Below are 26,744 nucleotides of genomic sequence, written 5' to 3' on the forward strand. Positions count from 1 at the left end.
TTATTTTATGGTTAAAGTTCGTTTTGCTCCCTCTCCAACAGGTTATATTCATATTGGCAATATCCGTATTGCGCTTTTCAACTGGCTTTATGCGCAAGCGTATAAGGGAGAATTTATTTTACGCTATGATGATACAGATATTGAACGTTCTAAACAAGAATATATCGATGCTATTGCTGTTGACCTTGAATGGCTTGGTATTCAACCAGATGCAATTTATTACCAATCCAAGCGATTTAATCGATATGATGAAGTGGCAGAAATTCTCAAACAACGTGGCCTTCTTTATCCTTGTTATGAGACAACAGAGGAATTAGAGCGGCGTCGTAAAATCCAGCTTTCACGCAAATTGCCTCCTGTTTATGACCGTGCAGCATTGAAGTTGACAACAGAAGAGAGAAAAAACTTTGAATCACAAGGTCGTAAACCCCATTGGCGTTTTCTTCTTCCTAATTTTGAAAGTGATCCTTTACACACAAAGCGAACAGAAGTTTGCTGGAATGATGCAATAAAGGGAAAGCAGACGATTGATTTAGCTTCTCTTTCAGATCCTGTTCTTATTCGTGAAGATGGAACCTATCTTTATACATTGCCGTCTATTGTTGATGATGTAGATATGGCTATTACGCATATTATTCGTGGGGATGATCATATTACAAATACAGGCGCTCAAATTGCTCTTTTTAAAGCTCTTAATGCAGAATTACCGGTTTTTGCTCATACCAATTTATTGGCGACAGTTTTAGGAAAAGGATTTTCAAAACGTAATAATGATCTTTCTATTCGTTCTCTACGGGAAGAAGGATTTGAATCTATAGCTGTTCAATGCCTTGCCGTTTTGATTGGGACATCGCAAAATGTGCATCCCTATCCCAATCAAGCTGCGCTTTTAGAGCATTTTAATCTCCAAGATACGTCAAGATCCGTTGCAAAATTTGATATTGCTGATCTTCTTGCTTTGAATAGTCATCTTGTCCATGAGTTAACCTATGAGGAAGTAAAAATGCGCCTTAAAAAACTTTCTATTGAGGGAGATAAGGCGGAATATTTCTGGAACGCGATAAGAAGCAATATTAATAAAGTCAATGATGCTGTTTTTTGGTGGAAAATCATTCATGATGAACAGAATTTTGATACAGTAGCACTAGAGGATCGTGCTTTTGTGCACCAATCACTCGATTTCTTACCTGAAGGTGCTTTGAATGAGGAAAGTTGGAAAATTTGGACAACAGCATTAAAAGAAAAAACAGGTCGAAAAGGAAAAGCTTTATTTATGCCATTACGTCAGGCACTTACGGGCATGGATCATGGACCTGAAATGGGAAAAATTTTGCAGCTTTTAGGGCGTGAAAAGGTAACGGAAAGGCTCTCTAGGAAATAAGAGCGGATTTTTTAAAAGTATTTCGTTCATTTCACTCTAAAAGAGAGTAGAGAACGGGTTTATTTACACGTTTTTATAAGCATGAAAGCAGGAATATCATCACCAAATCCAATAGGTGTGTAATTCTTATTTTTTCGTGAGCGTTGTTGCTCAGATGGCTTCTCCTTATTATTTGCATTTTTGATATATTCTGTTTTATTCTCTTCTACAGATTTTTTAGTGTGAACAACAGGCTCTTTTGGAGCAGTTTTCTTTGATGGTTTTGAAGATTTTTTCTTTACAACAATATCTTCTGTTTGATCATCGGCTATTAAAGTTGAGAGATCTCCATTGAGCCATTCAATTTTTTCATTACTCATTTCCTCGATGGCATTGATATATTTTTGATCAGCTTTTGTAACGATTGTAAAGGCTTTTCCGCTACGATTTGCACGCCCTGTACGACCAATTCGATGGATATAGTCTTCAGCATGTGTAGGAACATCATAGTTAAATACATGACTTACAGCTGGAATATCGAGTCCACGGGCAGCAACATCAGAAGCAACAAGAAGTGTAAGTTTATTATTTTTAAAATCAGCTAGGGTGTTCATGCGCGAATATTGGTCCATATCTCCATGAAGTGCCCCTACATTAAAGTTATGTTTGATAAGCGATCTAAAAAGTTCAGAGATATCTCTCTTTCGATTACAGAAAATGATTGCATTTTGAAGCTCTGCACCTTCATTTTGGATAAGCTCTCGTAAAACCGCTCTTTTATCCCATGATTTATTTCCAGATTTGACAAGCCGTTGTGTAATTGTGGTAGCTGTTGAGGAAGCTTTTGTAACTTCAACAGATACAGGAGAATGTAAAAATTGTTTCGTTAGCTTTGTAATTTCTGGCGCCATTGTTGCAGAAAAGAACAAAGTTTGACGCGTAAAAGGGGTTAGTTTACAGATGCGTTCAATATCAGGAATAAAGCCCATATCCAACATGCGATCAGCTTCATCAATCACAAGGATTTCAACGCCCATCAGGAGCAGTTTACCGCGCTCGCAATGATCAAGAAGGCGCCCTGGTGTTGCTATAAGAACATCAGCTCCCCGTTCAAGTTTGCGATCTTGGAGTTCAAAAGAAACGCCACCAATCAAAAGAGCAACATTTAAACGATGATTTATGCCGTATTTATCGAAATTTTCTTCAACTTGAGCTGCAATTTCTCTTGTTGGTTCTAAGATAAGCGTACGGGGCATTCGTGCTCTTGCACGACCTTTTTCAAGGAGAGTGAGCATAGGCAATACGAAAGAGGCAGTTTTACCTGTTCCCGTTTGGGCGATTCCTAAAACGTCTTTTCTTTGAAGGACATGCGGAATTGTTTCACTTTGAATAGGTGTCGGAGCTGTATACCCCGCTGATTTCACCGCATTAATAACCTTTGCGGAAAGACCTAAATCATCAAAACTGTTTAAAGATGGTATCATTTTTTTATCAACTGCTCTGTGATTTTAACTGCGCTATCTAATGATGATTATAACCAATATTCTACACTCTTTAAAAGTGTTAAGATGTTTTCACAAAAAAACTAACTATAACAATCATATACATATAAAACGCATAATACAATCATTAATAGCGAAATTGTTCTGATAAAATGCGCTCATCCCATGAATGATTTGAGTCAAAAAGGATTGAAGCTGTTACTTCTGTTGCCATTGAAATAGTAACTGAATGGACAGATTTAACTTCAATATTATCTGCAGCAGCGTTTACAGGGCGTTTGTCAGGTTCAAGCATATCAAAGCGCACTGTTACTGTATCGGGAAGCAAAGCTCCATGCCAACGCCGAGGGCGAAAAGGGCTAACGGGAGTGAGGGCCATAAGGGGAGCCATAAGAGGTAAGATAGGTCCTTGTGCTGATAAATTATAGGCGGTTGATCCAGCTGGTGTAGCGACGAGGACACCATCACAACTTAATTGTTCCATGCGTACGTTGTTATCAATGGTGATGCGAATTTTTGCCGCTTGATAAGATTGCCGAAAGAGGGATACTTCATTAATTGCAAGCGCCTCGATAGAATCTTGACATTCAGATTTTGCAATCATGCGCAGGGGATGGATTTCTTTTTTATGTGCGGCAGCAATACGATTGGGCAATTTTTTTTCATGAAATTCATTCATAAGAAATCCTACAGAACCTTGATTCATACCATAAATAGGTTTGCCTGTGTTCATGACATCTCGTACGGTTTGTAACATTGTCCCATCACCACCGATTGCAACAACAATATCAGTTTCTTCCAGAGAAGAATGACCATAAACGGAAATTAATTTATGGGTAGCTTTGATAGCCTCCTCAGTTTCTGCGGAAATAAAATGAAAGCGACTTGGTAATGTAGCCATTTAAAAATTATCCTGATACTTATAATTTATGTTGTAACTTATTTTTGAGAGTTTTGAAGTTGTAATAAAAGCTCTTTTTATAATAAAAAGAGCATTGAATAAAGAGAAGTTATTTCAAGGTAAAGTATCATTAAACAGTAAAAGGAATGCGTCGTTAGATAAATTACAAACGAGTAATTTTTTTATTAGAATGATAATTTAGCATTGAAGCTAAGAGTATGATTAGTTAAAAGACCATAACTGATTTTAATAATCAGTGTGAAGCACCCGTAGCTCAGCTGGATAGAGCGCTGCCCTCCGAAGGCAGAGGTCACAGATTCGAATTCTGTCGGGTGCACCAAATTCTTCAACTTCATATCATCCTAAATAACAAGATTACCTAAAAAGAAGCCAATTTCCTCTTTTATGAAAATGGTTATTTGAGTTGTTTATTAAGTTTTGCAGCGAATAAGCAAATGATTTTAAGAGAAGTAAAATTTACGGCTGCGTATATAATTTTTCGGTTAGTCATTTTGAATATCGAGATAAAAAAGCAAGGTTATCTAAATATGCTTTCAATTTAACTATAAACATTTAAAAAGTACATTTAATTCAATATGTTATTGTACAACTGATCTGGCGATGTTGATAGTAGATCGCTAAATATATTGTTTTGAGCATTAAAATAGATAGCTAAATTTGCTTTTATTCTATTTTTGGAGTTAAAGGCTGTTATGGTGATATGGAACGCAGATGAGGAATATCACCAGTTAAAGGAATAATAAGGGGGAAAAAACAACCGTCAAGATTTGAATTGTTTCAAAATGCTGTATTCGATATGGTTTTGATATGGGTATCTGGTGATTTCTCTATACACCAATACTGCCAGTTATGTTGGATGAAGGATTGTTTAGCTTTAATCAACTTTCTTATATACCGAACACTAATTATGGTGGTTATTTAGTTGGGAGTATGTTCTTTACGTTTGGCAGTAATTGGGATTATATTTCTTGCTCCTCGCATACTATCTTGTGCAGCTATAGTGATGAGTGCACTTAATTATTTTCATGGCGTTAACACTTAGTCCTTTTGATCCGTTTTGCTGCTGGTGTTGCGAGTGTAGCAATGATGGTTTTGGGTTCTATTATAGTCATACAGCATAGCCATATGGGCGGATTATTGCTTCGCTTTATGCAGGTGTAGGAGTTGGTATTCTACTACTAGGTAATGAATATGTTATTATTAGTTTGAACAGAGCGCTTGATGCAACAAACATTTGGTTTGGAGCTGGCTTAATGTCTGTTCAAAACTTTTAAAAACATACAGGTTTAATTATGATAACTATATCAAAAAACATCTCCGTTATTTCTTTCATTGCAAATGAAACCGCTCCTGTTAATCAGAAAAAACCATCCAAAATATGAATAGATCAATCAAATGGATTTCGTGACTGGTCATGTATATATATATATTATCGCATTCGTGCTTTAAACGATTTTGGTGATGTAAAAAAAGCGATCTGGATGGCTTTTATTGAAAATGAAAGCAATCTCTCTCATGATGGTAATTGCTGGGTTGCTGATAATGTCTGTGTTGTAAAATCTGGTTGTGTTTATGAAAATATAAGGGGCTATGGCAATGCTGCCATTGGTGGCTATGTGTATGGCAATACCCTTATATGTGATAAAACCCATGTGTATTTTGGTGTTCATGTTTATGACAATGCTCATCTTTCTTATAACGTTTGAGTTTATCATTAAGCGCGGGTTTATGGGAATGCAAAATTATCCGGTAGTGCACGTATTCATAGCAATGCCGCGGTTTATGATCATGCGGTTGTTAGGCAAGGTTTACGGCAATGCTAGCGTGGGGTGTCATACTAAGGTCTACGGCTCTGTTTATGGCTATGCCAAGATCTCCCTGATTATATCGTGATTAGAAGTAATGTATATGGCAATGCAAGAATAAAAAGACATAGCGATTTATATTCGGTTCCCATAAATTGAGAGGTTTATGAAAGTGATGATGTTATCAAGATTGATAAACAGAATAAATGACAGACGTGGAGGGTGCTTCTTTGATGGTTAACGCATCATAAAAGAAAGCTGTGCCAATTGATATGACGCTGCTTTTAAATAGAGGTACTACAGATCATACAAAAGAAGTCAATAATGAATGCATGTATACAAAACGTATCATATTGCAAACGCTCTATTCTATTGATTAAAACTGATCAAAAGGAACGTAAATGACAGATATGATCTTTAATCACTCATTTGAATTACAGAACCTATAAACACTTTTTTATGGCTATAAAACGTATTAAGAATAACGCTCTCATTTTTGAGGTGGTCATTTGACACAAAGTACATTATCAAAATGTCTCAACGCTTGGTAGGTTCATATCAAGACTCTCAAGAGAAAATGCGTATTAAGTGAATATTTGTAACAAAACCCGTTGTTTACATTTACGAACATTGGTTTTTAAAAGCAGCTTTTCATAAGACAATAAACAACCGCTTTTTATAAAATCTAAGGCTTTTAAACTGTTATAAATCTAGGTTTTAAATGTATTTATAGAGATATCATTTTATGTCTCTAAACGTTTAAACGTTCATTTAGTGAGGTTCTCATAAGCGTATTTTCACTTTGCATTTAAACTTAATTTCTCTGCAAATAAGCCGGTCCATATTTGGGCTGGCAAAATTAACCAGCTCAAATTCGAGTTCGTTAACTTTAGAATAGAGCATTCTTTAAACATTGTCGCTTTTGACTCAAAATTGAGTAAAACACCATGCCTTTGTAATATGATTGCAATCCTTTTGAAATTTATCTACTTATCTTTGTCTTAATAAGTATACTCAAATTTGAGGGGACTTCATTTGGTTTCGTATTTTAAAACTGTAACTTTTAAAACGTTTTTTGCTTGTTTTCCTGCATTATATCATTAAAAATCTTTTGATTTCTACGACATAACATTATCAATTTCATTACCTGTTGTGATGATAGTATCTATATAATGTCTGCTTATTATTGACTAACTTTTTAGTAAGCGGCGCTTTAAAATCGACTTGTCTTTAAATCCTTTTATGTGCCCTTAATGAATTAAAACCTATTCTATGATAGTTTCAAATGATTATTTCTTTTAAGGTTTAGCTCAAAAAAAGAGTAAACCCCATACCATTTTTTAAACGCATGCAATTTATGTTATCGATAATTTCAAACGATTACGTTTTTAATAATGCGATTTGTGTGTGATAAAAACGTATCATAAAATTTATGAACTGTTATGAATGATAGCTGCGTTCACTTCATTTGAATGTTTACATGCGTTTTATGGTCTATCCATACATGGTAATTGTTTATGAAAATGGTTAATTAAATCACGTATAAAAGTGTAGATTTTAAATGGGATTCATATAGAATAATTTCACGCAAACTATTGACTTTATTATATTTTTATGAATAAGATTCCATCTCGTTTAGACGTTGCAAAAGAAATCACCAAAGACCTTATTGATAAGATTCTTCTCTTACACGGCATTATCACTTTTGTTTGCAAAAATCTGCTTCGCTTTTGACTTTTGATATGGATACAACCTCTTTTGAGGTAGAGCAAAGAATTTTTTAATCATGGAGAGTGCAACAGTGTTCTTCAAAAATCTTGATTGGTCTGTTGAAAAAATTAAAGAGTTAGATAATTATTCAGCACGTTATCAACTACCAGATTGTGAAGTACAAATTCTTTATAATGACGCAATTATCAAAGGTTATCCGTAATTTGATGTTGGAGTTTCGATTAGTACTGGTATTTTATCTGCAATTGATCCCTATCAATTCTCAGCACTTACAAGATCTACAACTTGATTTTTATAAAAAGGGGTTGAGAGTTTGTGAAGAAGGAATATATGCAGATTGGTTGGAATTAAGCTTGATTATGTCTTGAAATAGGCGATAGAAAAAATTGATCTTCATAAATGCTTTTATTTCAGATATGGAGCACCATCTTGGCGAAAGAATGAAGTTGGAGGCACATAAAGGTTATCAAGGTATATGATGCAGATTATAGCTTACTTCATATTGGTGCACTGTCTTTATTGGGTGATGTTGCAACCTTACAATCTTATTATCAAAGTTTCAGTGCAGAGGATCATTTAGGCTTTGATGAAAATACCCAACAGATTCATCTGAACGTGCATTGGCTTTAGTCAAAGAAGTGGTGAAATCTAAGCAGCTCAGCTACGCTTTAATTAAAAAGTAGCAAAAATATGAGCTATCTAGAAGAAAAACAAAGTTCTTAATAAGAGCTTTCCAGAGAGGTGGAGTTTCATTCTTGCAAGGAAAAAAATAGCTAAATTTATCGAAACAAAAGCTAAGGAATAGCTCCTTAAGAAATATCAAGAAGATCTAAAAAGATTATAGGAGCCAGAGTCTGGTTTAAAGATGCCATCATCAGTTGAGTGAACTCAACAATGGTGGAGTTTTATCCATTGGCGGAAATCTGATGTTTGAAAGAGGCTTTCTTGATGTGAAGGTAATATTGTAATAAATAATTATTATAAATCAATATATTGTATATATTCATTGTTTTGAGATTAATGACCATTGACAAATAATTTTGCACCATTTTCTCTCTCCCAGCTTTTCGTCAATCATCAATGAAAATTTTTTATAATGGAAAGTTCATTGATAATATAACTTTTGTATGTCATTATTTTACGCTTAAAAAAATATAAAAATAATGAAATGCAATTGAGTTATCAACTGCTTATTCTTTTCAATTTTTAATCATAAAAAAATCTTTTTATTCATTTTGCTTGTAAAAAGAACTAGCTTTTTTCTGGTGATACAAGTGGAGAAATAAGGATTTTAGATATGTTTCTGCGTTCCATTTCAATCACTTTAAAGTGTAAACCATCAGTTTCAAAGCTTTCTCCCTCATTTGGTAAATGACCAAACTGCCAAAGCATAAAGCCTGCCAGAGTCGTATAACGATCTGCTTCATCCACAAGGTTACGCCCAAGATAACCACTTAAACGGCGGATATCAGCATATCCCTCAACAAGAAGACTGCCATTTTCAAGTTGTTCTGCGATCATGAGTTCTTCATCGTCATCAGGAAAGTCTCCTGCAATAGCTTCAAGAATATCGGTTGGTGTTGCAATTCCTTCAAAAGATCCATGCTCATCAACAATAATTGCAAGCTGAATCGAAGAATGACGTAATTGCTCCATCAATCGTAAAACACTTGTATTTTCATGAACAACGAGGGGTTCTCGCATAGCTTTTTTCCAATTAATCTTTTTCCCCTCAGCCAAATTCAAAAGAAGATCTTTTGTCAACGCAACGCCAACAAATTCATCCACTTTTTCACGCGCAAGAATTAAGCGGCTATGTTTAACCTTTTGTAATTCTTCACGCATTTCATTTTCATCAGCATTTAAATCTAACCACTCAATCTCATTACGCGGCGACATGATAGAGCGAACAGGGCGATCAGCTAAATCGAGAACACCACGAATCATCTCCTTTTCTTCTGGTCTAAACAACTCAGAAGCTGCGGCCTGTTCAGCAATAACATCTACAGTCTCAGCAAGGTGACTATCTTTGCTTCCTCCTCCTAAGAGCCTCAAAACAGCATCAGCTGTTCTACTGCGTAGATCATTCGTTTTAATCATTTTTTCACGGTTACGACGTCCAATTTGATTAAAAGCTTCGATGAGAACAGAAAAACCAATAGCAGCATACAAATACCCTTTTGGAATATGAAAACCAAATCCTTCAACAATGAGAGTAAAACCAATCATCATCAAAAAACCAAGACAAAGGATTACAATAGTGGGATGACGATTAATAAAACGCATAAGAGCACCAGATCCGCACATCATTACTCCCATAGCAGCTATGACTGCGATATACATAACTGCTGCCTGCTCTTTTGCAATCATACCTGTTGCGGTAATAATACTGTCTAGTGAAAAAACGGCATCCAGCACCACGACTTGGACGATTACTTGCCAAAAAACAGCATAACCAACGCCTGTTTTTCTTTCATGTGATACTCCTTCTAACCTTTCATGTAATTCTAGCGTTCCCTTTGCGAGCAAAAAGGCTCCACCACCGATTAAAATAAAGCTATGCCAACTAAATACAAAAGATGAAAGTGAAAGAATGACCCTATCGAGTCTCATAACCCATCCAATAACGGTAAGAAGGAAAAGCCGCATAATTAATGCTAAAGTAAGACCTATAAAGCGTGCGCGGTCACGCAAATGCAGTGGCAATTTTTCAGCTAAAATTGCAATAAAGATAAGGTTATCTATTCCTAAAACAATTTCGAGAAAAACCAGCGTGATCAAACCAAACCACGCATGGGGATCAGTGATCCATTCCATCATTCCTTACCTTTTAGAAGCTTAAAAGCGCGCGATTGACAAAAAAAATTCATAGTCTTTTATTCGTATATTGGATCATGAACATTGAATGTAAAAAACTTATATTCAAAGAAAAAAACAGCACAATATTGCTTGAATGCATGTGATTGTTGATAAAACAAAATGATGCCCCATCCCGCTTACAACCACAAGAAGGTTCCTCTAATTTTCGCTCGGGCATTATGCTCGATAATCCTCTAACTATAGGTTCTGTATAACAATCAGAACATTTATTTATAAAGCTTCTTATAATGGGTTTATTTTTATATAAGATCAAGTGGTGAATATCATATTTTTAACCTTACAGACAATGAGTTTATATAACAAACAACAAAATATCTGGACATCTATCCTTAGGAGCGTTATAGAAACGCTCATTCTCGTCTTTTGAGAAGCTTATGGGTGATTAGCTCAGTCGGTAGAGCAGCTGACTCTTAATCAGCGGGTCGTGGGTTCGATCCCCTCATCACCCACCATTTTATTTTATACCGTAAATAACTTATTGATTGCGTAATTTTTTTTAAGGTACGAGTTGCTAAATAAAATTGGGCAGTAGGATTTCCCCATATCTGTTTGTTTAAAAGTGAAGATTGTTGATATAGCTTAGTCATCGGTGTTTGTACTTTTTAGGGGACTCAAAGAACTTCCAAAGGACATTTAAAGATCTTTTAATGCGTATTGTTTCTTTTTTTAAGTTGCAATTGGTAAGGAGAAGCCTCTTACCGACAATTGTGTTATTTAAAGGGGTATAAAAATCAACAGTTTTCACTTCTTTTAATATAAATTGATTAAATTTTTTTTGGATTTTTAGCATATTGTTTAAAGACAGAAGAAACTTTACACTTTAGTTGTGTCAGCAGCGTGGATATTTTTTGATAACTCTCCCGCTTAAACAAAAAACTTCTGTAACAATCATCAGTATTCCAAGAGGGTAAATCAAGCTAAAATAAAGTAGTTAGCTGGACATACAAGTAATAAAATTAGATCAGTTTAATTGTTTAAAGCTAATACCTGTTAAACGAAAGACAATAAACTTTAATGAGGCTTAAAGTTTTAAAATATTAAGCTGTGTGGTTACGCTATGCTGTCTTTCCGTTAGCTAAACCTCTAAAAATATAAATATTAAGAAAGCCACACAGATTCATTATAATATATTGATTTATAAAGAATTGATTATTCTTTATTTAAAAAAAACTTTACTATCATAAACTTCTTTTGTTTCAATCCCTCTTATAATGAATTAATTAAAATCATTCATTTTTGCATCATAAATGGGATTAATGTGTGGATAAAGACTATTGAAGAAAGGCATAAAAATAATTCTTATTAATGTTCTTAAGTGCTAAAAGTTATCATAACATTGGAAAAATAGTATAATGGCACAGGCTTGCTCTTTTATTAAGTATAAAGATGATGGTGCAACAATAGCTTTACTATTATACCATTTATGGGTATTGTTGTGTAATGGAGAAGAGCGTTGAAAGAGGTTTCTTAAAAAAGATATGTAAATTGGCAACACGATGGTGTTTTGTTCTTTTATAGGTACATAAAAAAAGAAGTCATTGATAGCCTTTTATTTATTCAGGTGGTGTTTTGGGGGCTCTTTTCCAATATTGTTGCGCCTCAAAAATGACGACCACAAATAATGAAAGGATGAGCGGTATAATCAAATAAAACATTCTAAAGACAATAAGTGCTGCAATAACATCGGTTGGATTTATATTGGGCATGCCTGTTATGAAAAGAGCTTCAAGAACTCCTACTCCTCCTGCTGGAGCATTAGAGAGAAGAGTTATCGTAAAAGACGCTAGGAAAACACCAAGAACAGAGATAAAATGAATATCTGCGTTATGTGGGAGAACAGCATATATAATTCCTGCTGCTCCTAAAAGCTCTAGAGGGCTAATGAGAAGCTGTTGAATAACAATTTTCAGTCGTGGATAGGAAAGTTGAATTTTCTTCCCCAAGCGTAAGGGCTTTAACTGAAGCCAGCTGCCAAACGTATAAAGTGCTATACAGCTGAGTAAAATTGCTCCAGCCGTTGTTCCGAGCCATTCAGGAAGTTCTTTATGAATGAGGGTGATAATTTCGGGTTGCAGCACCAAAACGATTCCCAAAAGTAAGATTGTGCCGATTACAAAAGTAAAAGAGCAAAAACCTACTAATATTGCGATTTCTGTTCCGTTTAATCCTTTCATTTTATAGGCGCGATAGCGTACAACGGCACCAGAAAAAACTGAAGCACCGATATTGTGTGAAAGAGCGTAGGTTGTAAATGAACATATAGCGATAAAAATCCAAGAAATTTTATGGCCTAGATGTTGCAAGGCAATTCGATCATATCCAGCAAGAGCAGCATAAGCTAGGAGAGAACATAAACAGGCTAATAACCAGTGCTGTGCATTTAAATTGCTCAAGCGCTCCAATACATCCCCAAATGAAATGGCAGAGAGCTTCATATAAAGAATTCGAATAGATACCAGCATTGCTAAGATACCAATCAATGGCCATATAAATTGCTTTATTTTCACGATTCTGTATCCATTTTATGTTTTCTGTAAATTTTCATGATTGAGCATATTCCTTACAGATCTTCGTTCTGTTATATACTCTATAATACCATTGGCAATTTCTTCATCATCTGTTACTACAACATCAGCACCTAAATCAATGAGATATGTTGTTTCTGTGTCGGATAATGCATGTGTGATTATCTGGATATCTTTCTTCATATCACGGATATTCACGATACATTCTCCTACTTCAATGGTACTTCGCATTGTAATAACAACTTTATGTGCATTATTTATATTTGCTGCGTTCATTATTTCTTGTTGAATGATATTGCCGCAAATAGCCTCAAAGCCATCTGCAATCGCTTTATCAGAGAGGCGTTTTGATTCTTCTACGATCACTATAGGTTCACCTCTATTTATTAAAGATAATGCAACACACTTACCGATACGACTATAGCCAATAATTACGATATGGTTGTTTTTTAAGGTCATCGGTAAAAAATCTTGGTCAGGATCTTGTGGATCAATATCAATAATTGTTTGGGTATTTTGTGAAGATGCAGAATTTTTTTCTAGACGTTTTTTAATTTTATTACAGGCAATGAAAACAAGAGGATTGAGCAAAATAGAAAAAATTGCTCCTCCAAGAATTAAATCATGAGCGTCATTGTTTAAAAGTCCTAAGCTTAAACTTAAACCAGCAAGGATAAAGGAAAATTCTCCGATTTGGGCAAGGCTTGCAGAAATAGTCAAAGCTGTTGCATTAGAATAGCGAAAAGCTTTAACGATGAAAAAGGCAACAGCAGATTTTCCGATTACGATAATGAATAAGGTTGCTAAGAGAGGGAAAAAATGAGTTAAGAGTTTCTCGGGGTCAAATAACATGCCTACAGAAACAAAAAAGAGAACAGAAAAAGCATCGCGCAGTGGTAAAGATTCTTCCGCGGCACGGTGGCTTAATTCTGATTCGCTCATGACCATACCAGCAAAAAAAGCACCAAGAGAAAGAGAAACTCCAAATAAATGAGCGGCTCCGAAAGCTACTCCTAATGCAATAGCAAAGACGCTAAGACGAAATAATTCACGTGATCCCGATTGTGCGCTCATTTTTAAAAGCCATGGGATAACGCGTCGCCCAATGACGAGCATAAGTGCAATAAATACAATTACCTTCAGGATGGTGAGACCAAAAATACCCCAAATACTTAAATCCAACCATTGAACAAGAGGATCCAACGCTTCTTTTTTGGTATTGCTGAGGGCACTTGCCAAGGAAGGGATGAGGACAAGTATAAGGACCATTGCTAAATCCTCAATAATCAACCATCCAACGGCAATGCGTCCTTTTTCTGTTTCAATAAGATGACGCTCTTGCAAAGCACGTAGCAGGATAACGGTACTTGCTATGGATAAAGCAAGACCGAAAATCAAACTACCACTAAAGCCCCATCCCATAATCAGACCAAGGCACAAACCTAGAAAAGTAGAAAATGCCATTTGTGCAATAGCAGCGGGGACAGCAATAGCTTTGACAGATAAAAGGTCTTTTAATGAAAAGTGGAGCCCAACACCAAACATCAGCAAAATAATACCAATTTCAGCAAGTTGATTAATGATGACGGAATCTATTTTAAATCCGCCTGTATTGGGTCCCACAATAACACCAGCTAACAAATAGCCTACAAGGGGTGAAATACGTAAACGGCTAGCAATCATTCCCAAGAGAAATGCTAAACATAAGCCTGCAACAATAGTTGTGATAAGTGGTGTGTCGTGGAGCATGGATTATTTACTATTCTTGATCAAAAAGCGAATGAATGAAAACGACTATATTTCTATGAGAAGAGAGGCGAGATGTACCATACGCATTAAAGGGCATTTTTATTTCACTTTGATATTTGCACGATTATTTCGCTCACGCCACCAATTTCCTAGCAGGAGTAAAATAGGAGCAGCAATAAAGATAGAGGATGATGTTGCAATAATAATCCCAAAGACCATGGGTAATGCAAAATTATGAACAGCACTTCCACCCCATATCGCCATGGGGAGCATCGCAAGAATTGTTGTGGCTGATGTAAAAAAACAACGTACAAGAACCTGATTAATTGACAGATCAATCAGCTCGCGCAACGGCATTTTTTTATAAAGACGCATATTTTCGCGCATCCTATCATAGACGACAACTTTATCATTTATAGAATATCCAACAATTGTTAAGAGTGCGGCGATAGCCGTTAAATTAAAATCAAATTGAAATAAAGCAAAAAAGCCAATCATTTTTGTGGTGTCTAGAATGAGAGTGATAATTGCTCCAATGGCAAAGAACCACTCGAAGCGTAACCATATATAGAGAGACATGGCAATAGCCGCAAGAATAACAGCAGTAAAAGCAGCTGTGGCAAGCTCACCTGAAATTTTGGGACCAACAACTTCTATTTGATCGAATGTGGTATCGGGATAGATATTTTGTACAGCTGTTTTGACCTTATCAATGGCGGTGGTTTGTTGTGCTTCGCCACCGCTTTGTTTCTGCATGCGAATTAATACGGTATTTTCGTTATCAATATTTTGCAAGGTAACTTCACCAATATTAAGAGTAGAAAGCTTGGAACGCAGAGTTGCTAGATCTGCTGGTCCTTTCGTGGTAATACTCATTTGGCTTCCGCCAATGAAATCAATACCAAAATTCAATCCAGGCTTAAAAAAGAGAAAAACTGAAGCCATTGATAAAACAATTGAGACGCCAATACCAATGAAACGTGCTTTCATAAAGTGGAAAGTTGTGTTTTGTGGCATGATGTTGAAAGCAGAGTGAATATGCAATTTTTTAATTTTCCATTTACGAACGATCCAAATCATGATGATGCGTACAATGGTGATATTTGTAAACATGGAGATGATAATACCAAGCAACATTGTTACGGCAAAACCACGAACGGGACCGGTCCCGAACCAAAATAGTAAGACGGTCGCTATAATTGCTGTAACATTTGCATCAACAATGGTTGCAAAAGCGTGTTTAAATCCACGATCTAGGGCTGCAAAAGCACCCACACCTTTTCGACTTTCTTCACGGATACGTTCATTGATAAGGATATTAGCATCAACGGCAATACCGATGCCTAAAATAATACCAGCAATACCAGGCAGCGTAAGCGTAGCTCCCAAAAGACTCAGTGCAGCAAATGTTAAAATTGTGTGCAGAGCTAGTGCTATATTGGCAATTAATCCCCAAATACGATAGAGAAGAAAAATAAAAATTGCAACAAGAATAAAGCCAATTATGCCGGTGTAAAGTCCCATTTGGATAGCATCAGCACCAAGATTTGGACCTACGGTTCTCTCTTCAATGACCGTGAGTGGTGCGGGGAGGGAACCAGCACGAAGCAGAGCAGCCAGAGTTGAGGCTTCTTTGGGGTCAAAGTTTCCTGTAATTTGACCTTGTCCATTGGGAATGACACTATTGATGGTCGGAGCGGTTAAAACTTTATTATCCAGAACAATGGCAAAAGGACGGTTAATATTTTGTCGTGTTATATCGGCAAATATTTTTGCACCAGCGGAATCTAGCGTAAATGAAATAATGGAACGTCCTGGTATTTGGGGGTCAAAACCTGCACGGGCATCTTTCAGGACATTTCCATCTAAAGCAATTTGATCATAAATTGCATAATGTTGTGTTGCATCAGTGTATCCAGGGAGAATAGAAACACCTATAGGGGGGTTATTGGGGTCCACATTAGAAGGAACAAGATGAAAACTCATCTTAGCGGTTGTTCCTAAAAGATCACGCAGTTGTTTTGGATCTTGTAGTCCAGGCAATTGGACCATAATACGATCATTTCCGACCTTTTGGATGGCTGGTTCTGAAACACCAACTTGATCTATACGACGACGGATGATTTCTAAGCTTTGTTCAATAGCATTGCTGACACGGTCTTTTATACCAGCTTCTGTTAATGTGACGCGGAGAGTTTCATTTTGAGCACTGATCGTGATGTTATGTTCTGTTGTGCCAAAGCTACTGTGTATGGGGGTTATTAATGTTTTCAAAGCAGAGAGTGCTTTTTCAGTTTGCGATGGGTCAGAAATAAGGGCAATAACGCTATCTTCAACGATACGCACACTTGAGGTGCGGATTTGTTTTTCACGCAATACATTGCGCACATTGCTTAAAACTATATGTAACTGATCGCGTTTTAACGTTTTGCTATCAACCTCGAGCAGGAGAGAAGAGCCTCCTTGAAGGTCAAGACCAAGTGCTACACGGGTGTCGGGTAAGAATTTCGAGTTTTTAACTTGTTCGTGTGAAAATAAATTGGGTAAGGCAACATAAATGCTGCTTAAAAGAATAAAACAATAAAGGGTAGTTAACCAACCAGGTGTACGCATGATATATTCCGTAAATAGGCAATCTAACAGTTATTCAAAGTTAAAAGCACAAGTAAAATAAGATGATCGTTTTTATATTCAAGGAAGAGAATTAAGTATGTTCATTGGGAGGAGCGCGTTTATTTGAGAAATATTGTGTTTTAACGTTGCGAAATCGTGTGTCAACAGCTGGAATCTTTATTAAAAAGAAATCCAATGTTAGGATTTTTTGAAAGGTCCTCATAAAAATAGATTCTGTATGGAGTGTTACAAGTTTTTTGTTTTCAGTTGTGGTAACATTCACCTGATCACACTTATGATGTAAATCAAATCTATTCGTTTTAATGACATTATTGGTGTGTGATTGTTTGATTAAATAAGCACGCGTTTCTAGGTTGCTCGTCAAGAATACACCTAAACTGGATAGAAAAATCCAGGTTGTCAAAGGAAGAAAATCTTCTTTTTTGCAATAAAGGTGCAAAAAAAACATGCTAGAGTGCCTTCTTTAATCTTATTGAGTTCAGCTTATTTATCATTCTTTTATCTTATTACCAGTATTATAGGATAAGGGAAAGCTTTTATAAGATTATTCTATAAAAGTTGAAAATATCTACTTTATACCATATTTAAAAGAGAAAAATAAAATCCCTTTTGTGCTCATAAGGTAGATATGTATTCATTTTGTAGAAAAAACATCCACATACTTTTCCTTCTTTTGGGGATTATCTTTGTATTTAATTCTGGTGCATGGGGTAATAGGGGGGCACAAAATACAATTGTCGAACAAACGATAGCTTCTTATTCAGTTGATGAAATTATTCTGCAACAACAGTTGATTATTAAGACTCTTGAAGAAAATACTGAAACTTTAAAAAGAGATTTTGACAGAAAGCCAGAAGATGAGCGTGCTTTAGAAGAATTACGGTTACGTGCACAAGATATCAGTGAACGTGCTATTGAGGCAGCATTTGTTTTGCGTCCTCCTCTTAATGAGATTAATACACTTCTTGATCAATTAATGGAGCTCCATCGTGACGTGAAAAAACTGAAAAGCTCTGTGAAGGAATATTCCTATTTGATAGAGCAAAAAGCTAAAATTAACAGTATCATGCTTCGTTTTGAAGCAATTTTCTTAGCGGCAAATAGAATAGCTGAACTTTCTATTTCTCAATCTCGGGAGCTTTTTAAACGCACGCTTACGTATAGGCTTGAGTTTTCGATTCCGATGGTTAAACATCTCGTCCAAAAAACAAAAGAGGCTTCATCAGATTTTCTTGTGTTGTTAAATTCTTGGTGGAATTTTATATTTTACTTCAAGTTTTTACAACTATTTCTTTGCTTTTTAATTCCACTTTTTATTACTTTGGGACTTTCGTATTTTTCTCAAAAAGTTCTTGTTCATGTGTATTGCCACTTTACGAAGTCTAATGAGGAAATATCTTATTTACAACGCTTATTGATCGCCTTTATTTCAGTTCTCTTACCTTCACTTGTATGTATTCTTTGCGTTTATCTTGTGTTGTTTTTGTTTCGTAGTTTTAACTTAGATCTAGGTAAGCTTACAACAGTTTTTGATATGATAGGTTGTCAAATTATTTTATTATTTTTAATCAATCGATTAGCGGTTGTTCTTCTATCATCGAATAGGCCCCATGTAGGTCTTCTCAAGATTACATCATCGTCTGCTTATCAATTAGTGATTTTACTCACTTCTTTAGGGGGTATTTTGGCATTTGACGCTGTTCTTGATAGTATTTATCAAATCATTTCAGCGCCTCTATCTTTAACAATTGCTAAAAGTTTTATTGCTGTTTTTCTTGTAGCGATATTGCTATTTATAATATCATTTGTACCTTTGCGGTTTAGACGTAGGCGTGTTCAAGAAGAAAAAAAAGAGCCATACTTTTGGCCATTTTATATACGCATTCCTCTTATTGGCTTGGGGTTACTGCTCTTTGTATTGAATTTTTTAGGTTACGTTGGACTTGCGCGTTTTATTACGCAGCAAATTATGATTGATGGAGCATTTTTAGTTCTCATGTATTTAGGAATACAAAGCGCTCAAGCACTTGGAACTAAAGACCAATTTATGAAAACAACGGTTGGTCATCTTTTGATGCAGAGGTTTCATTTAGAAGAAAAAACGATGAATCAATTGGGAGTTTTTGTGAGCGTTTTTCTCAATTTATTTGTTGTTATATTTTGTGCAATGCCAATTGCTGTACAGTTTGGATTTTCCTATTCTGATTTAAAAGCAGTTTTGTGGCAATCGGTGACCGGTTTTCAGATTGGAAATATTAGTCTTTCTTTGATTTCTCTTGTAACAGGAATTATTTCTTTTTGTGTTTGCTGGTTTCTTATTCGCCGATTTATTGGTTGGTTAGATAATGTGGTGTTGGTTCATGGAGAGTTCGATTCTGGTATACGTAATTCTATCAAAACAGTGATAAGTTATGGAGGCGTTGTTGTATCTTCTTTGACCGGATTATCAATGGCAGGTTTGGATCTTAGAAATTTCGCTCTTATTGCTGGAGGACTTTCACTTGGTATAGGTTTTGGTTTACAGAATATTGTCCAAAACTTTGTCTCTGGACTTATTATTTTAGTTGGAAGACCATTTAAAATAGGGGACTATATAGAATCTGGATCAGTAGGGGGTGTTGTTAAGCGTATTAGTGTGCGTGCAACGGAACTTGAGACAATTCAGCGTAAGACGATTATTATTCCCAATTCAAGCCTTATTAATAACAACGTTAGTAATTGGACACGACGTAATAAAGTAGGACGAATTGATATACCAGTTACTGTATCATCTAAGGTTGCTCCAGAGCATGTTGCTGAAATTTTGTTAGAGATTGCTTCTGCGACAGAAGGCGTTTTAAAAAATCCTATCCCACAGGTGAGTTTTACAGCATTTGATCGTAAGAGTTTTTCCTTTAATTTGGCTATTTATGTGCCTAATATTACCTCATCTTCTCATGTAACCAATGCTCTTCGATTTAGCCTATATAAGCGTTTTGCTGAGGAAGGAATCTTAGAATGCTGAAATATACTTATATTTTGATTACAGTTATTCTATTAAGTATTTTTACCATAACAGCTTTTGCTGCAACAGTGAAGAATACTGATTTAAAGATACAATCTCTTATTGTTGTTGAAGGAAGTATACCTTCAAAAATTTCTTTAAATACTCATCAAACAATTACAATTTGTATGAAGGGATGTTTTATAACTTTTCCTAATAAAGACCGTTTTGCAATAAAGGCAGATGATAATATAGAAATCAGTAGGGGAAGAGCAATTTTTAAATAAAATGATTGAGAATTTTTGTTTGGGGACAAGATTTAGAAGGATAATGATATTGTGTGTAATTAATAATCTCATCCTTTAGAAAATGGTAAAAAAAAGGTATGATTTTAGTATAAAATGGATGTTTTTTTATACTATGTAGAATCTACAGTATGCATTTTGGATGTAAGAATATTGAGGTATTTATAGTATTGTTAATGAACATCGATTTTCTAAAAATAATTACATCATTTTTAGAATTTTTTCATAAAAAAAGGCATAAAATATACTATTTTGTGATTTTTTTGCGGTAATTTTAATACAAAATGTTTTATATTTCCTCCTTTTGACAAGATAATATGTATTTTTATTAAATATTTATTATTTGAAGTAATCATTATTATAATATTTTAAAATTTATTTGATAATATTAAATTTTGATGTAATGATATATTAATATAGTAATAGATTTAAATGTAACTATAAAGGAGTACATGCGATTTTGCAGCATAAGATTTTATAAAACTTTGTTTTTCTAAATGTGATTTTTGATTATATTTAAATTTAGAAATGGGGTATAATTTTATGAATACAAAATTTATAACAGCATCTGTTTTTTCTTTGATTTCACCTTCTATAGTACAGGCTGCAGATGTGGTGGCTCACGAAGAGCCAGTACATGTTGCCTCAGAAGTTGTTGCTTCTTCACCTTTTTCTTGGGGAGGTGTTTATTTCGGGGGGCAAGTTGGTGGCTTTTCAAGTAAGATTTCTGCAACAGCGCCTGATGTTAATATTCCTCTCTATCCTGATGAGGGTAGTAAAAGTAAACCATGGATACCTGTCGAGAAACAGCATATGCCCGATCTTTCTGGGTTTATAGGTGGTTTTTATGCGGGTGTTAATTTTGATCTCGGTAATAATTTTATTATGGGGATTGATACGGATATCATTTTAACGGAAAAAAAGGATACAAAAACAAGATTTCATGCAGATGAATCGAGTGCTGGTGGAACTGAAGGATTGGGCACTGAAGGATCGGGTAGTGATACTGAGGAATTAGATACAGAAGAAAAAAGTCGAAAAAAGGCAAAAATTGTCAGGAGACAGGGCAGAGGCTTTTCTCGCTCTTCTGCAGAGGATAAAGAAGAGAAAGACAGTTTAACTTTTAATCATACGTTAAAACAAAAATGGACAGGTGCTACACGGGTGCGTGTTGGGTTTTCTGCAGGGCGTGTGATGCCTTATATTGCTGGTGGTGTTGCTTATGGACAGTTTCAGGATATTTTGTCGACAGTAATTACGGGAGGTGAGCCATTTAATAGGACATCGGATGTAACAAAAACGATGATTGGTTATACTCTCGGTGGTGGTGTTGATTTTGCAATGACAGACCATCTTGTTGTGCGTGCGGAATATCGTTACTCAGATTTTGGTAAAAGGAAATTTAAAGACGAGATTGAAGTTAAGTATAAGACGAATGATTTTCGCGCAGGAATAGCTTACAAATTCTAATTTTGTAGGATAAAGGAGCTTAAATTTAAGAGGTCCTATTTCTTTGATAGGGCCTTTATTTTTTAATTTTATGCATTGTAAACACTATTTTATGGTGAAAAAAAAAGGGGGCTTTGACTTTGAGTGAGAATGAGGAGGTAAGGAAGAGTTACTCAGCTTCTTAATTGTTAAGAATAAAAAATTTTTAGTTCACGAGGTGTGGTTGAAACATTTGTTGGCAAAGAAGGATTGCTTCGTCTTTCATATTATTACAGTTATCACTTTATAATACCGTTATAGAGTTGCAAACAGTAAACTTAAAGAGAGTTTTTACTATCTAAGTAATGAGAAAATAAAGAAAATTCACATAGAGTGGTGCGGACGGCGTGCACGTTTGTGCAACAATTTTTTCTTCCCTTAGAACTCTCTACAATATCACCTGATAGCACAGTTTATCTTTTTTCTGTTTAATAACTAATTGTTTTTATTTTATTTTATTTATTAGATTGCCTTTTATATATAATCTTGGTACCAGATGAAAGTGCTCCAAGTGCAATTCAAAAGGTGGTTTTTAAAAGGTGGTTCGAAGAACGTGATAGACTGTCTGTCTTATCTGTAAAAAATCTATCTAAAGGAAAATATGCTGACAGAGCTGGTTTATGGCTTATCAAAACTACACCAGATCAAGGATGATGGGTTTTTAGGTTTGACCTCAATATAAATACGACGAGAAATGGGATTAGGCTCTTGTCGCAATGTATCTTTAAAAGAAGCACTGTTCAAAGCTTTAGCTTGTCGTGATCTTTTAGATCAAAGAATTGACCCGATTCGCCGAAAACAAAAAGAAAATTTACGTCGAGCAGGGGGGTATTTCTTTACGAGAAATTGCCTCTAGTACTTTTGAAGCCAAAAAAACGAATTGAAAAATGAAGGAAAAGCAGCAAGCTGGTTAACACCTCTTGAGTTACATGTTTTTTCTAAACTTGATGATACGCCAATCATTGAACTGACGCAAATTGATATAAAAGGATGCATTTTTCCCATTTGGAAGACAAAAAACGAAACAGCAAGTAAAGCTTTATCCCGCTTGAATATAGCTATAAAACATGCGGTGGCACTTAGTATAGATGTGGATATGCAATTAAAAGCAAAAGCTTTATTAGAAAAGTTTATTCAAAATGCCCCAAATATTCCAGTTATGCCATGGAAAGAAATGCCTAAGTTTTTTCAATCTTAAAATGATGAGCTTGTATCACATCTAGCTTTAAAACTTCTTATTTTGACGGTTTTTTTATACCAATCAGGCATATTTAGAGATTTATGGATCAATATGGATTATCCCAAAAGAAAATATGAAGAGAATTGTTGGAAAGGTTTCTGATTTTCATGTGCCGCTTACAGCTGAAGCGCTTGCTGTTATTGAAAAAGCAAAAAATGGTTTTTTATTTGTTGAGAGTTTTGGAAAGCCTATATCTGATGTAGCACTTCCTAAATTCATGAAAGACAAAGGTTTTGATTATAGACTTCATGGTTTCAGATCGATTCTGCGGGACTGGATAGCAGAGACAACGTCAACACCATTTGAAATTGCAGAATCTGTTCTTGCGTATTCAGTTGGGAATTCAGTGACAAAGGCTTACATGCGGACGGATTTTTTAGAATAGCGCCGTGTCCTCTTAGAACAATGGGCGTCTTTTATATCTGGAGAGGCTTGATAATTGTTATGTCTATTGTCGCGTCAGGTGTCTAAGAAACATTTAAGCGATTAGCGGATAGATTACGATATAATCTCTCTTTCCTCGCTTTAAAAGCGGGGAGGGGGTAAAGCTTTCAGTTTTTGGTTAGCCACTGTTTTATAATGTGCAAAGATATTGTCTATCGCATCCATAAGGTGTGCAAAATCAAGGATAAGCAAAAAGAGGATGAATGCTATCCACTTCATCAAACGAGACATCATTTTTACGCTTTTGTAGGTGATGATGATTTCTTGAAGGATTTCTTTTTCTGCTTCTGTAAGCTCTGTATCGTCTTGTGTTTTTTTCTAGCCATGTTTCCACCCACACACGCGTTCACCTAGATTATTGTGCTTTAAGATCTCTCTTGCTAAATTGGAACTGATGGCGTTCAGATCTTTCTTGTCTAAATAAATTGGCAACCAGCCAACACAAGAAGAAGCATATTTATTTGTCGTGCAACCAACGAGAGAGAGCAGCACGCACATCAGCATCACTTTTTTGATTAATTTCATTTTCTGCCTCAAGACGGGTTGTGGCTGCTTTTAAAGCTTTTTCTGTTTGCTTTTGTTGCTCTGCTTTTTTCCCAAGATTAAAAGCTCTTGCTAAAATCATAAAAAAAGCGGCTAAAGCCGCGCCTGTCACCATCAGATTTCTTTTCATCCATAAGATCATAGACGATGCTCCTGAAAGCGTTTAGCAACAAAGAAAATACCAGCACATGCGGCTAAAATCATAATGGTGGCCAAAGCCCATTGGATTGGTCCATTTCCTGCTAATAAGCCTCCAAGCCCAGAAAAAGAACCAATAATCGGTGCAAGGGCTTCGGCTTTGAAAACCCCCGTTGGTGCTTGCGTTTCTACTGTTTGATAATTGGAGGAAACAAAAGCCCCTTTCGCCCATAAGCCTGTTTCTGCCGGCACACGCCGGTGTGCGAGACCTTCAAGACGCTTACCGGCCTGCTTTGGTCCATTTCTGTAGCTCGGCAGGGACAGCTTCATATTCACCTTGATTGATCTTTTTTAACAGTGTCGAGTTACAAAAGGCTCCTGTTCCTACATTATAGCAAAAGGACACTAACGCCGCGAATTGTTCATCCGTTAATGAAACTGTAACAGCGCGTTCAACAGCATTTTCAAATTGTCTTAAGTCTTGGCAAAGAAGTTCTTCTGCTTGCTTTTCAGTGATTGTCATGCCTTCGTAAATAAAAGGCTTTCCAGCACTGTTTGTATGTCCATAACCTATTGTCCATACCCCAATGGCATCTTTATAGGCGTTTAAACGCAAACCTTCCCATTGTTTAATAAGTGCAAGTCCTTCTGATGATATTTTTCGCATATGCTTCTCCATAAAAAAAGCTCCGCAAAAAGCAGAGCTGGATTAAAAAATTGATATTTTTCCCATGTGAAAGGATGGCTTGTTAAAACCTATGTAGCTTGTTCATTGAAACAAAAGAATGTATTTGACATTATTTATTCTGTAGCATATAAACTACAGATGTTTATTGTTAAAAATAACACACTATTTTACAGAGTGGTTAGACTCGTTAAAAGACAAACAAGTGCAAAAGAAAATTGCTGCACGTATTTTCCGCCTTGAATATGGGCTTCTAGGAGACGTGAAATATTTCCGTGGCATTGGTGAACTAAAAATAAATTATGGACCAGGCTATAGGATTTATTTTGTAAAACAAGGGAAACAAATCATTTTGTTATTAAATGCTGGTGATAAATCCACACAACAAAAAGATATCGAAAAAGCCCTTCAATTAGTAAAGGAAATGAAACATGGAAATTACTAAATTTGATGTAAGTGAATATTTTAATACGCCTGAAGACTTTAAGATCTTATTAGATGATGCTTTAGAAACCAAAAATAGTGGCTATATTGCACATGTATTAGGTATTATTGCGCGTAAACAAGGAATGACAACTGTTTCTCAAGAGACAGGACTAAATCGCGAGTCTCTTTATCGTTCTTTAAGCGATAAAGGTGATCCACGACTTTCTACTTTTCTTAGTGTTTTGAGTGCTTTAAATTTGCAGATTAGCTTAACACCTATCCAAAATAATTGTAAGGAACAAGCAGCTTTAGAAGAAGCATCTTGACTACCTCCCCATTGTTGATAACGGGGAGGGGAGTTCTGTTTTTAAGTTAAGCAACCTTTTTAATGGGGCTTTCTAAATCTGGTTCGGAAGCTTTCAAAAAAGGATTCATAGCCATGGGAAACTCTGAAGCTCCGAAATCTGTAAGAACTGCCAGAATCTTTGTAAAATTGGGCACTTCATCTTGAAGTTCTAAAATCAAAGCTTTTTCCACCACGCCCATGACCTGCACCAGCGTGTTACAATCCTCATCTCCAACACTTTGATGATTGGAAAATTGAGCCAACGCTATCCACAAATTGCATAAGAAGTCGACACTGCTATTCATTGCACACCCCCAAAGATTTGCTCTCTCAAACATGCCAATCCTCTGGATGTAATTTTTGTTGAAGGGAGCACTCTTTCTGTACCATCTGGTCTTTGAATGGTGATAGCAGGACAGTCCATGAAACCTTTTTTGATTTTGTCCTCAGTAAGGAATATAATCAACTGTTACAACCCATTTTTTTGCATGGGTTGTTTAGGTTTTGTTAAGAACAGGTGTTGTAAAATTCGCATGTTTAAAACCTTAATTTTACCTATAGATCTAATTGTCTCAAATTTGACTGTATAAAGTGTTTTGTATTTCTAAAGTGGATTTTTCCCCTGTCAAAAAAGTTCAAATTGCTTTATACGGTGCCTTTTTGTCGATTTAAATGCATATACAATCATAAAATGATCAGTACTTTTCACTATTTTGTCGTTTTAAGCCGCCTTTGAATTGCTACTGTTATGTTGCTCTTCACTAGGCTTGCTTATTCTCACGAATGAAATGCGCTTGCCTCCTAAAGCCAAATTACGGGTATTTTCAACTCGTAGCTATGCGGATCATGCATTTGATTTTTAGTCTGTTAGTAAGAGATTTTTGACGAGTGATGAGTTTTCGCCATGCATGTATGGAAGTAATCAAGCAACCAGTATTGTAGGCAATCAAGCGCCTTCTCCTAAGACGTCTGGAGGACACGTTGATACAAACAATAGACGGATGATTTCGCATATCGGTTGTGAGGATGGTTGCGGTT

At 35.7% G+C, this 26,744-nt stretch carries 21 protein-coding genes, 2 tRNA genes and 1 pseudogene; 14 read left to right on the top strand and 10 right to left on the bottom strand.

What is annotated here, in order from left to right; genetic code table 11:
- Positions 1 to 7: 7 nt before the first annotated feature.
- Entirely contained in the window at positions 8 to 1,381 is a 1,374-nt protein-coding gene (gene gltX / locus ACFINK_RS06100; protein ID WP_273790689.1) for a glutamate--tRNA ligase, read from the top strand.
- Positions 1,382 to 1,440: 59 nt separating this feature from the next.
- Here the strand turns inward: gltX and ACFINK_RS06105 are convergent, their stop codons facing one another.
- Both ACFINK_RS06105 and ACFINK_RS06110 read right to left on the bottom strand, forming a co-directional pair.
- Complete coding sequence (locus ACFINK_RS06105) at positions 1,441 to 2,844, bottom strand: DEAD/DEAH box helicase (protein WP_273790690.1); 1,404 nt, start codon at positions 2,842 to 2,844, stop codon at positions 1,441 to 1,443.
- 145 nt (positions 2,845 to 2,989) lie between these two features.
- Complete coding sequence (locus tag ACFINK_RS06110; RefSeq protein ID WP_375612145.1) at positions 2,990 to 3,763, bottom strand: NAD kinase; 774 nt, start codon at positions 3,761 to 3,763, stop codon at positions 2,990 to 2,992.
- Positions 3,764 to 4,026: 263 nt separating this feature from the next.
- On the opposite strand from ACFINK_RS06110, the gene ACFINK_RS06115 reads away from it, so the two are divergent.
- The 5 genes from ACFINK_RS06115 to ACFINK_RS06135 all read left to right on the top strand — a co-directional run bounded on the left by ACFINK_RS06115 (position 4,027) and on the right by ACFINK_RS06135 (position 7,522).
- Positions 4,027 to 4,103, top strand: a tRNA-Arg gene (locus ACFINK_RS06115).
- Between the two features lie 530 nt (positions 4,104 to 4,633).
- Positions 4,634 to 4,801, top strand: a complete 168-nt coding sequence (locus ACFINK_RS06120; RefSeq protein WP_375629647.1) for a hypothetical protein — start codon at positions 4,634 to 4,636, stop codon at positions 4,799 to 4,801.
- A 152-nt stretch (positions 4,802 to 4,953) separates the two neighbouring features.
- The gene (locus tag ACFINK_RS06125) at positions 4,954 to 5,058 is read left to right on the top strand and encodes a hypothetical protein (protein ID WP_375613508.1); all 105 of its coding nucleotides are present in this window, start codon (positions 4,954 to 4,956) and stop codon (positions 5,056 to 5,058) included.
- Between the two features lie 207 nt (positions 5,059 to 5,265).
- On the top strand, positions 5,266 to 5,490 hold the full coding sequence (locus tag ACFINK_RS06130; RefSeq protein ID WP_375638426.1) for a hypothetical protein: 225 nt from the start codon (positions 5,266 to 5,268) through the stop codon (positions 5,488 to 5,490).
- Positions 5,491 to 7,390: 1,900 nt separating this feature from the next.
- Complete coding sequence (locus ACFINK_RS06135; protein WP_375638427.1) at positions 7,391 to 7,522, top strand: hypothetical protein; 132 nt, start codon at positions 7,391 to 7,393, stop codon at positions 7,520 to 7,522.
- Between the two features lie 1,049 nt (positions 7,523 to 8,571).
- On the opposite strand, the gene ACFINK_RS06145 is transcribed toward ACFINK_RS06135, so the two are convergent.
- Positions 8,572 to 10,140 (bottom strand): TerC family protein, encoded by a 1,569-nt coding sequence (locus ACFINK_RS06145; protein ID WP_375612149.1) that lies wholly within the window; start codon positions 10,138 to 10,140, stop codon positions 8,572 to 8,574.
- Positions 10,141 to 10,576: 436 nt separating this feature from the next.
- Here ACFINK_RS06145 and ACFINK_RS06150 point away from each other — a divergent pair.
- Positions 10,577 to 10,652: transfer RNA gene (locus ACFINK_RS06150), tRNA-Lys, on the top strand.
- 1,101 nt (positions 10,653 to 11,753) lie between these two features.
- On the opposite strand, the gene ACFINK_RS06155 is transcribed toward ACFINK_RS06150, so the two are convergent.
- From ACFINK_RS06155 to ACFINK_RS06170, 4 genes are all read right to left on the bottom strand, one after another.
- Complete coding sequence (locus ACFINK_RS06155) at positions 11,754 to 12,707, bottom strand: lysylphosphatidylglycerol synthase transmembrane domain-containing protein (protein WP_375613484.1); 954 nt, start codon at positions 12,705 to 12,707, stop codon at positions 11,754 to 11,756.
- A 15-nt stretch (positions 12,708 to 12,722) separates the two neighbouring features.
- Positions 12,723 to 14,474: a cation:proton antiporter domain-containing protein gene (locus ACFINK_RS06160; protein ID WP_375613485.1), complete on the bottom strand. Its 1,752-nt coding sequence runs from the start codon at positions 14,472 to 14,474 to the stop codon at positions 12,723 to 12,725.
- A gap of 99 nt (positions 14,475 to 14,573) precedes the next feature.
- Positions 14,574 to 17,087, bottom strand: a complete 2,514-nt coding sequence (secD, locus tag ACFINK_RS06165) for a protein translocase subunit SecD (RefSeq protein WP_375620802.1) — start codon at positions 17,085 to 17,087, stop codon at positions 14,574 to 14,576.
- 91 nt (positions 17,088 to 17,178) lie between these two features.
- Positions 17,179 to 17,556: a hypothetical protein gene (locus ACFINK_RS06170; RefSeq protein ID WP_375613487.1), complete on the bottom strand. Its 378-nt coding sequence runs from the start codon at positions 17,554 to 17,556 to the stop codon at positions 17,179 to 17,181.
- 180 nt (positions 17,557 to 17,736) lie between these two features.
- Here ACFINK_RS06170 and ACFINK_RS06175 point away from each other — a divergent pair, with 180 nt between their 5' ends.
- The 5 genes from ACFINK_RS06175 (at position 17,737) to ACFINK_RS06195 (ending at position 23,509) form a co-directional block, all read left to right on the top strand.
- Positions 17,737 to 20,112, top strand: coding sequence for a mechanosensitive ion channel family protein (locus ACFINK_RS06175; RefSeq protein WP_375613488.1), 2,376 nt, complete (start codon positions 17,737 to 17,739; stop codon positions 20,110 to 20,112).
- Positions 20,106 to 20,378: a hypothetical protein gene (locus tag ACFINK_RS06180; RefSeq protein ID WP_375612155.1), complete on the top strand. Its 273-nt coding sequence runs from the start codon at positions 20,106 to 20,108 to the stop codon at positions 20,376 to 20,378. Before ACFINK_RS06175 ends, ACFINK_RS06180 begins: the two co-directional genes overlap by 7 nt.
- A 561-nt stretch (positions 20,379 to 20,939) precedes the next feature.
- The gene (locus tag ACFINK_RS06185; protein WP_375613489.1) at positions 20,940 to 21,866 is read left to right on the top strand and encodes an outer membrane protein; all 927 of its coding nucleotides are present in this window, start codon (positions 20,940 to 20,942) and stop codon (positions 21,864 to 21,866) included.
- Between the two features lie 898 nt (positions 21,867 to 22,764).
- Positions 22,765 to 23,082: a phage integrase central domain-containing protein gene (locus ACFINK_RS06190; protein ID WP_375638428.1), complete on the top strand. Its 318-nt coding sequence runs from the start codon at positions 22,765 to 22,767 to the stop codon at positions 23,080 to 23,082.
- A gap of 115 nt (positions 23,083 to 23,197) precedes the next feature.
- Complete coding sequence (locus ACFINK_RS06195) at positions 23,198 to 23,509, top strand: hypothetical protein (protein WP_375638429.1); 312 nt, start codon at positions 23,198 to 23,200, stop codon at positions 23,507 to 23,509.
- Between the two features lie 516 nt (positions 23,510 to 24,025).
- Here ACFINK_RS06195 and ACFINK_RS06200 read toward each other — a convergent pair.
- Together ACFINK_RS06200 and bgtA are read right to left on the bottom strand one after the other, a co-directional pair.
- A complete protein-coding gene (locus ACFINK_RS06200) occupies positions 24,026 to 24,253 on the bottom strand; it encodes a hypothetical protein (protein ID WP_375638430.1) in 228 nt (75 codons plus the stop codon).
- Positions 24,250 to 24,916 (bottom strand): annotated as a pseudogene (gene bgtA, locus ACFINK_RS06205) (gene transfer agent endolysin BgtA). The gene ACFINK_RS06200 and the pseudogene bgtA overlap by 4 nt, the downstream one beginning before the upstream one ends.
- A 166-nt stretch (positions 24,917 to 25,082) precedes the next feature.
- On the opposite strand from bgtA, the gene ACFINK_RS06210 reads away from it, so the two are divergent.
- Both ACFINK_RS06210 and ACFINK_RS06215 read left to right on the top strand, forming a co-directional pair.
- Positions 25,083 to 25,379, top strand: a complete 297-nt coding sequence (locus ACFINK_RS06210; RefSeq protein ID WP_375638431.1) for a type II toxin-antitoxin system RelE/ParE family toxin — start codon at positions 25,083 to 25,085, stop codon at positions 25,377 to 25,379.
- On the top strand, positions 25,366 to 25,686 hold the full coding sequence (locus tag ACFINK_RS06215; RefSeq protein WP_006589073.1) for an addiction module antidote protein: 321 nt from the start codon (positions 25,366 to 25,368) through the stop codon (positions 25,684 to 25,686). The genes ACFINK_RS06210 and ACFINK_RS06215 overlap by 14 nt, the downstream gene beginning before the upstream one ends.
- 46 nt (positions 25,687 to 25,732) lie before the next feature.
- Here the strand turns inward: ACFINK_RS06215 and ACFINK_RS06220 are convergent, their stop codons facing one another.
- Positions 25,733 to 26,011 (bottom strand): hypothetical protein, encoded by a 279-nt coding sequence (locus ACFINK_RS06220; RefSeq protein WP_375638432.1) that lies wholly within the window; start codon positions 26,009 to 26,011, stop codon positions 25,733 to 25,735.
- Between the last annotated feature and the right edge of the window lie 733 nt (positions 26,012 to 26,744).

Source organism: Bartonella sp. AA16NXGY, from assembly GCF_042197325.1.
Lineage (GTDB): Bacteria > Pseudomonadota > Alphaproteobacteria > Rhizobiales > Rhizobiaceae > Bartonella.

Bases quoted from the DNA above. Each gene is read 5' to 3' on its own strand.
- ACFINK_RS06185 (WP_375613489.1), top strand. From the start codon at position 20,940: ATGAATACAAAATTTATAACAGCATCTGTTTTTTCTTTGATTTCACCT.
- ACFINK_RS06195 (WP_375638429.1), top strand. From the start codon at position 23,198: ATGAAGAGAATTGTTGGAAAGGTTTCTGATTTTCATGTGCCGCTTACA.
- secD (WP_375620802.1), bottom strand. From the start codon at position 17,087: ATGCGTACACCTGGTTGGTTAACTACCCTTTATTGTTTTATTCTTTTA.
- ACFINK_RS06130 (WP_375638426.1), top strand. From the start codon at position 5,266: ATGGCTTTTATTGAAAATGAAAGCAATCTCTCTCATGATGGTAATTGC.
- ACFINK_RS06175 (WP_375613488.1), top strand. From the start codon at position 17,737: ATGTATTCATTTTGTAGAAAAAACATCCACATACTTTTCCTTCTTTTG.
- ACFINK_RS06120 (WP_375629647.1), top strand. From the start codon at position 4,634: ATGTTGGATGAAGGATTGTTTAGCTTTAATCAACTTTCTTATATACCG.
- ACFINK_RS06220 (WP_375638432.1), bottom strand. From the start codon at position 26,011: ATGAATAGCAGTGTCGACTTCTTATGCAATTTGTGGATAGCGTTGGCT.
- ACFINK_RS06170 (WP_375613487.1), bottom strand. From the start codon at position 17,556: ATGTTTTTTTTGCACCTTTATTGCAAAAAAGAAGATTTTCTTCCTTTG.
- ACFINK_RS06160 (WP_375613485.1), bottom strand. From the start codon at position 14,474: ATGCTCCACGACACACCACTTATCACAACTATTGTTGCAGGCTTATGT.
- ACFINK_RS06105 (WP_273790690.1), bottom strand. From the start codon at position 2,844: ATGATACCATCTTTAAACAGTTTTGATGATTTAGGTCTTTCCGCAAAG.
- ACFINK_RS06215 (WP_006589073.1), top strand. From the start codon at position 25,366: ATGGAAATTACTAAATTTGATGTAAGTGAATATTTTAATACGCCTGAA.
- ACFINK_RS06180 (WP_375612155.1), top strand. From the start codon at position 20,106: ATGCTGAAATATACTTATATTTTGATTACAGTTATTCTATTAAGTATT.
- gltX (WP_273790689.1), top strand. From the start codon at position 8: ATGGTTAAAGTTCGTTTTGCTCCCTCTCCAACAGGTTATATTCATATT.
- ACFINK_RS06110 (WP_375612145.1), bottom strand. From the start codon at position 3,763: ATGGCTACATTACCAAGTCGCTTTCATTTTATTTCCGCAGAAACTGAG.
- ACFINK_RS06200 (WP_375638430.1), bottom strand. From the start codon at position 24,253: ATGATCTTATGGATGAAAAGAAATCTGATGGTGACAGGCGCGGCTTTA.
- ACFINK_RS06145 (WP_375612149.1), bottom strand. From the start codon at position 10,140: ATGATGGAATGGATCACTGATCCCCATGCGTGGTTTGGTTTGATCACG.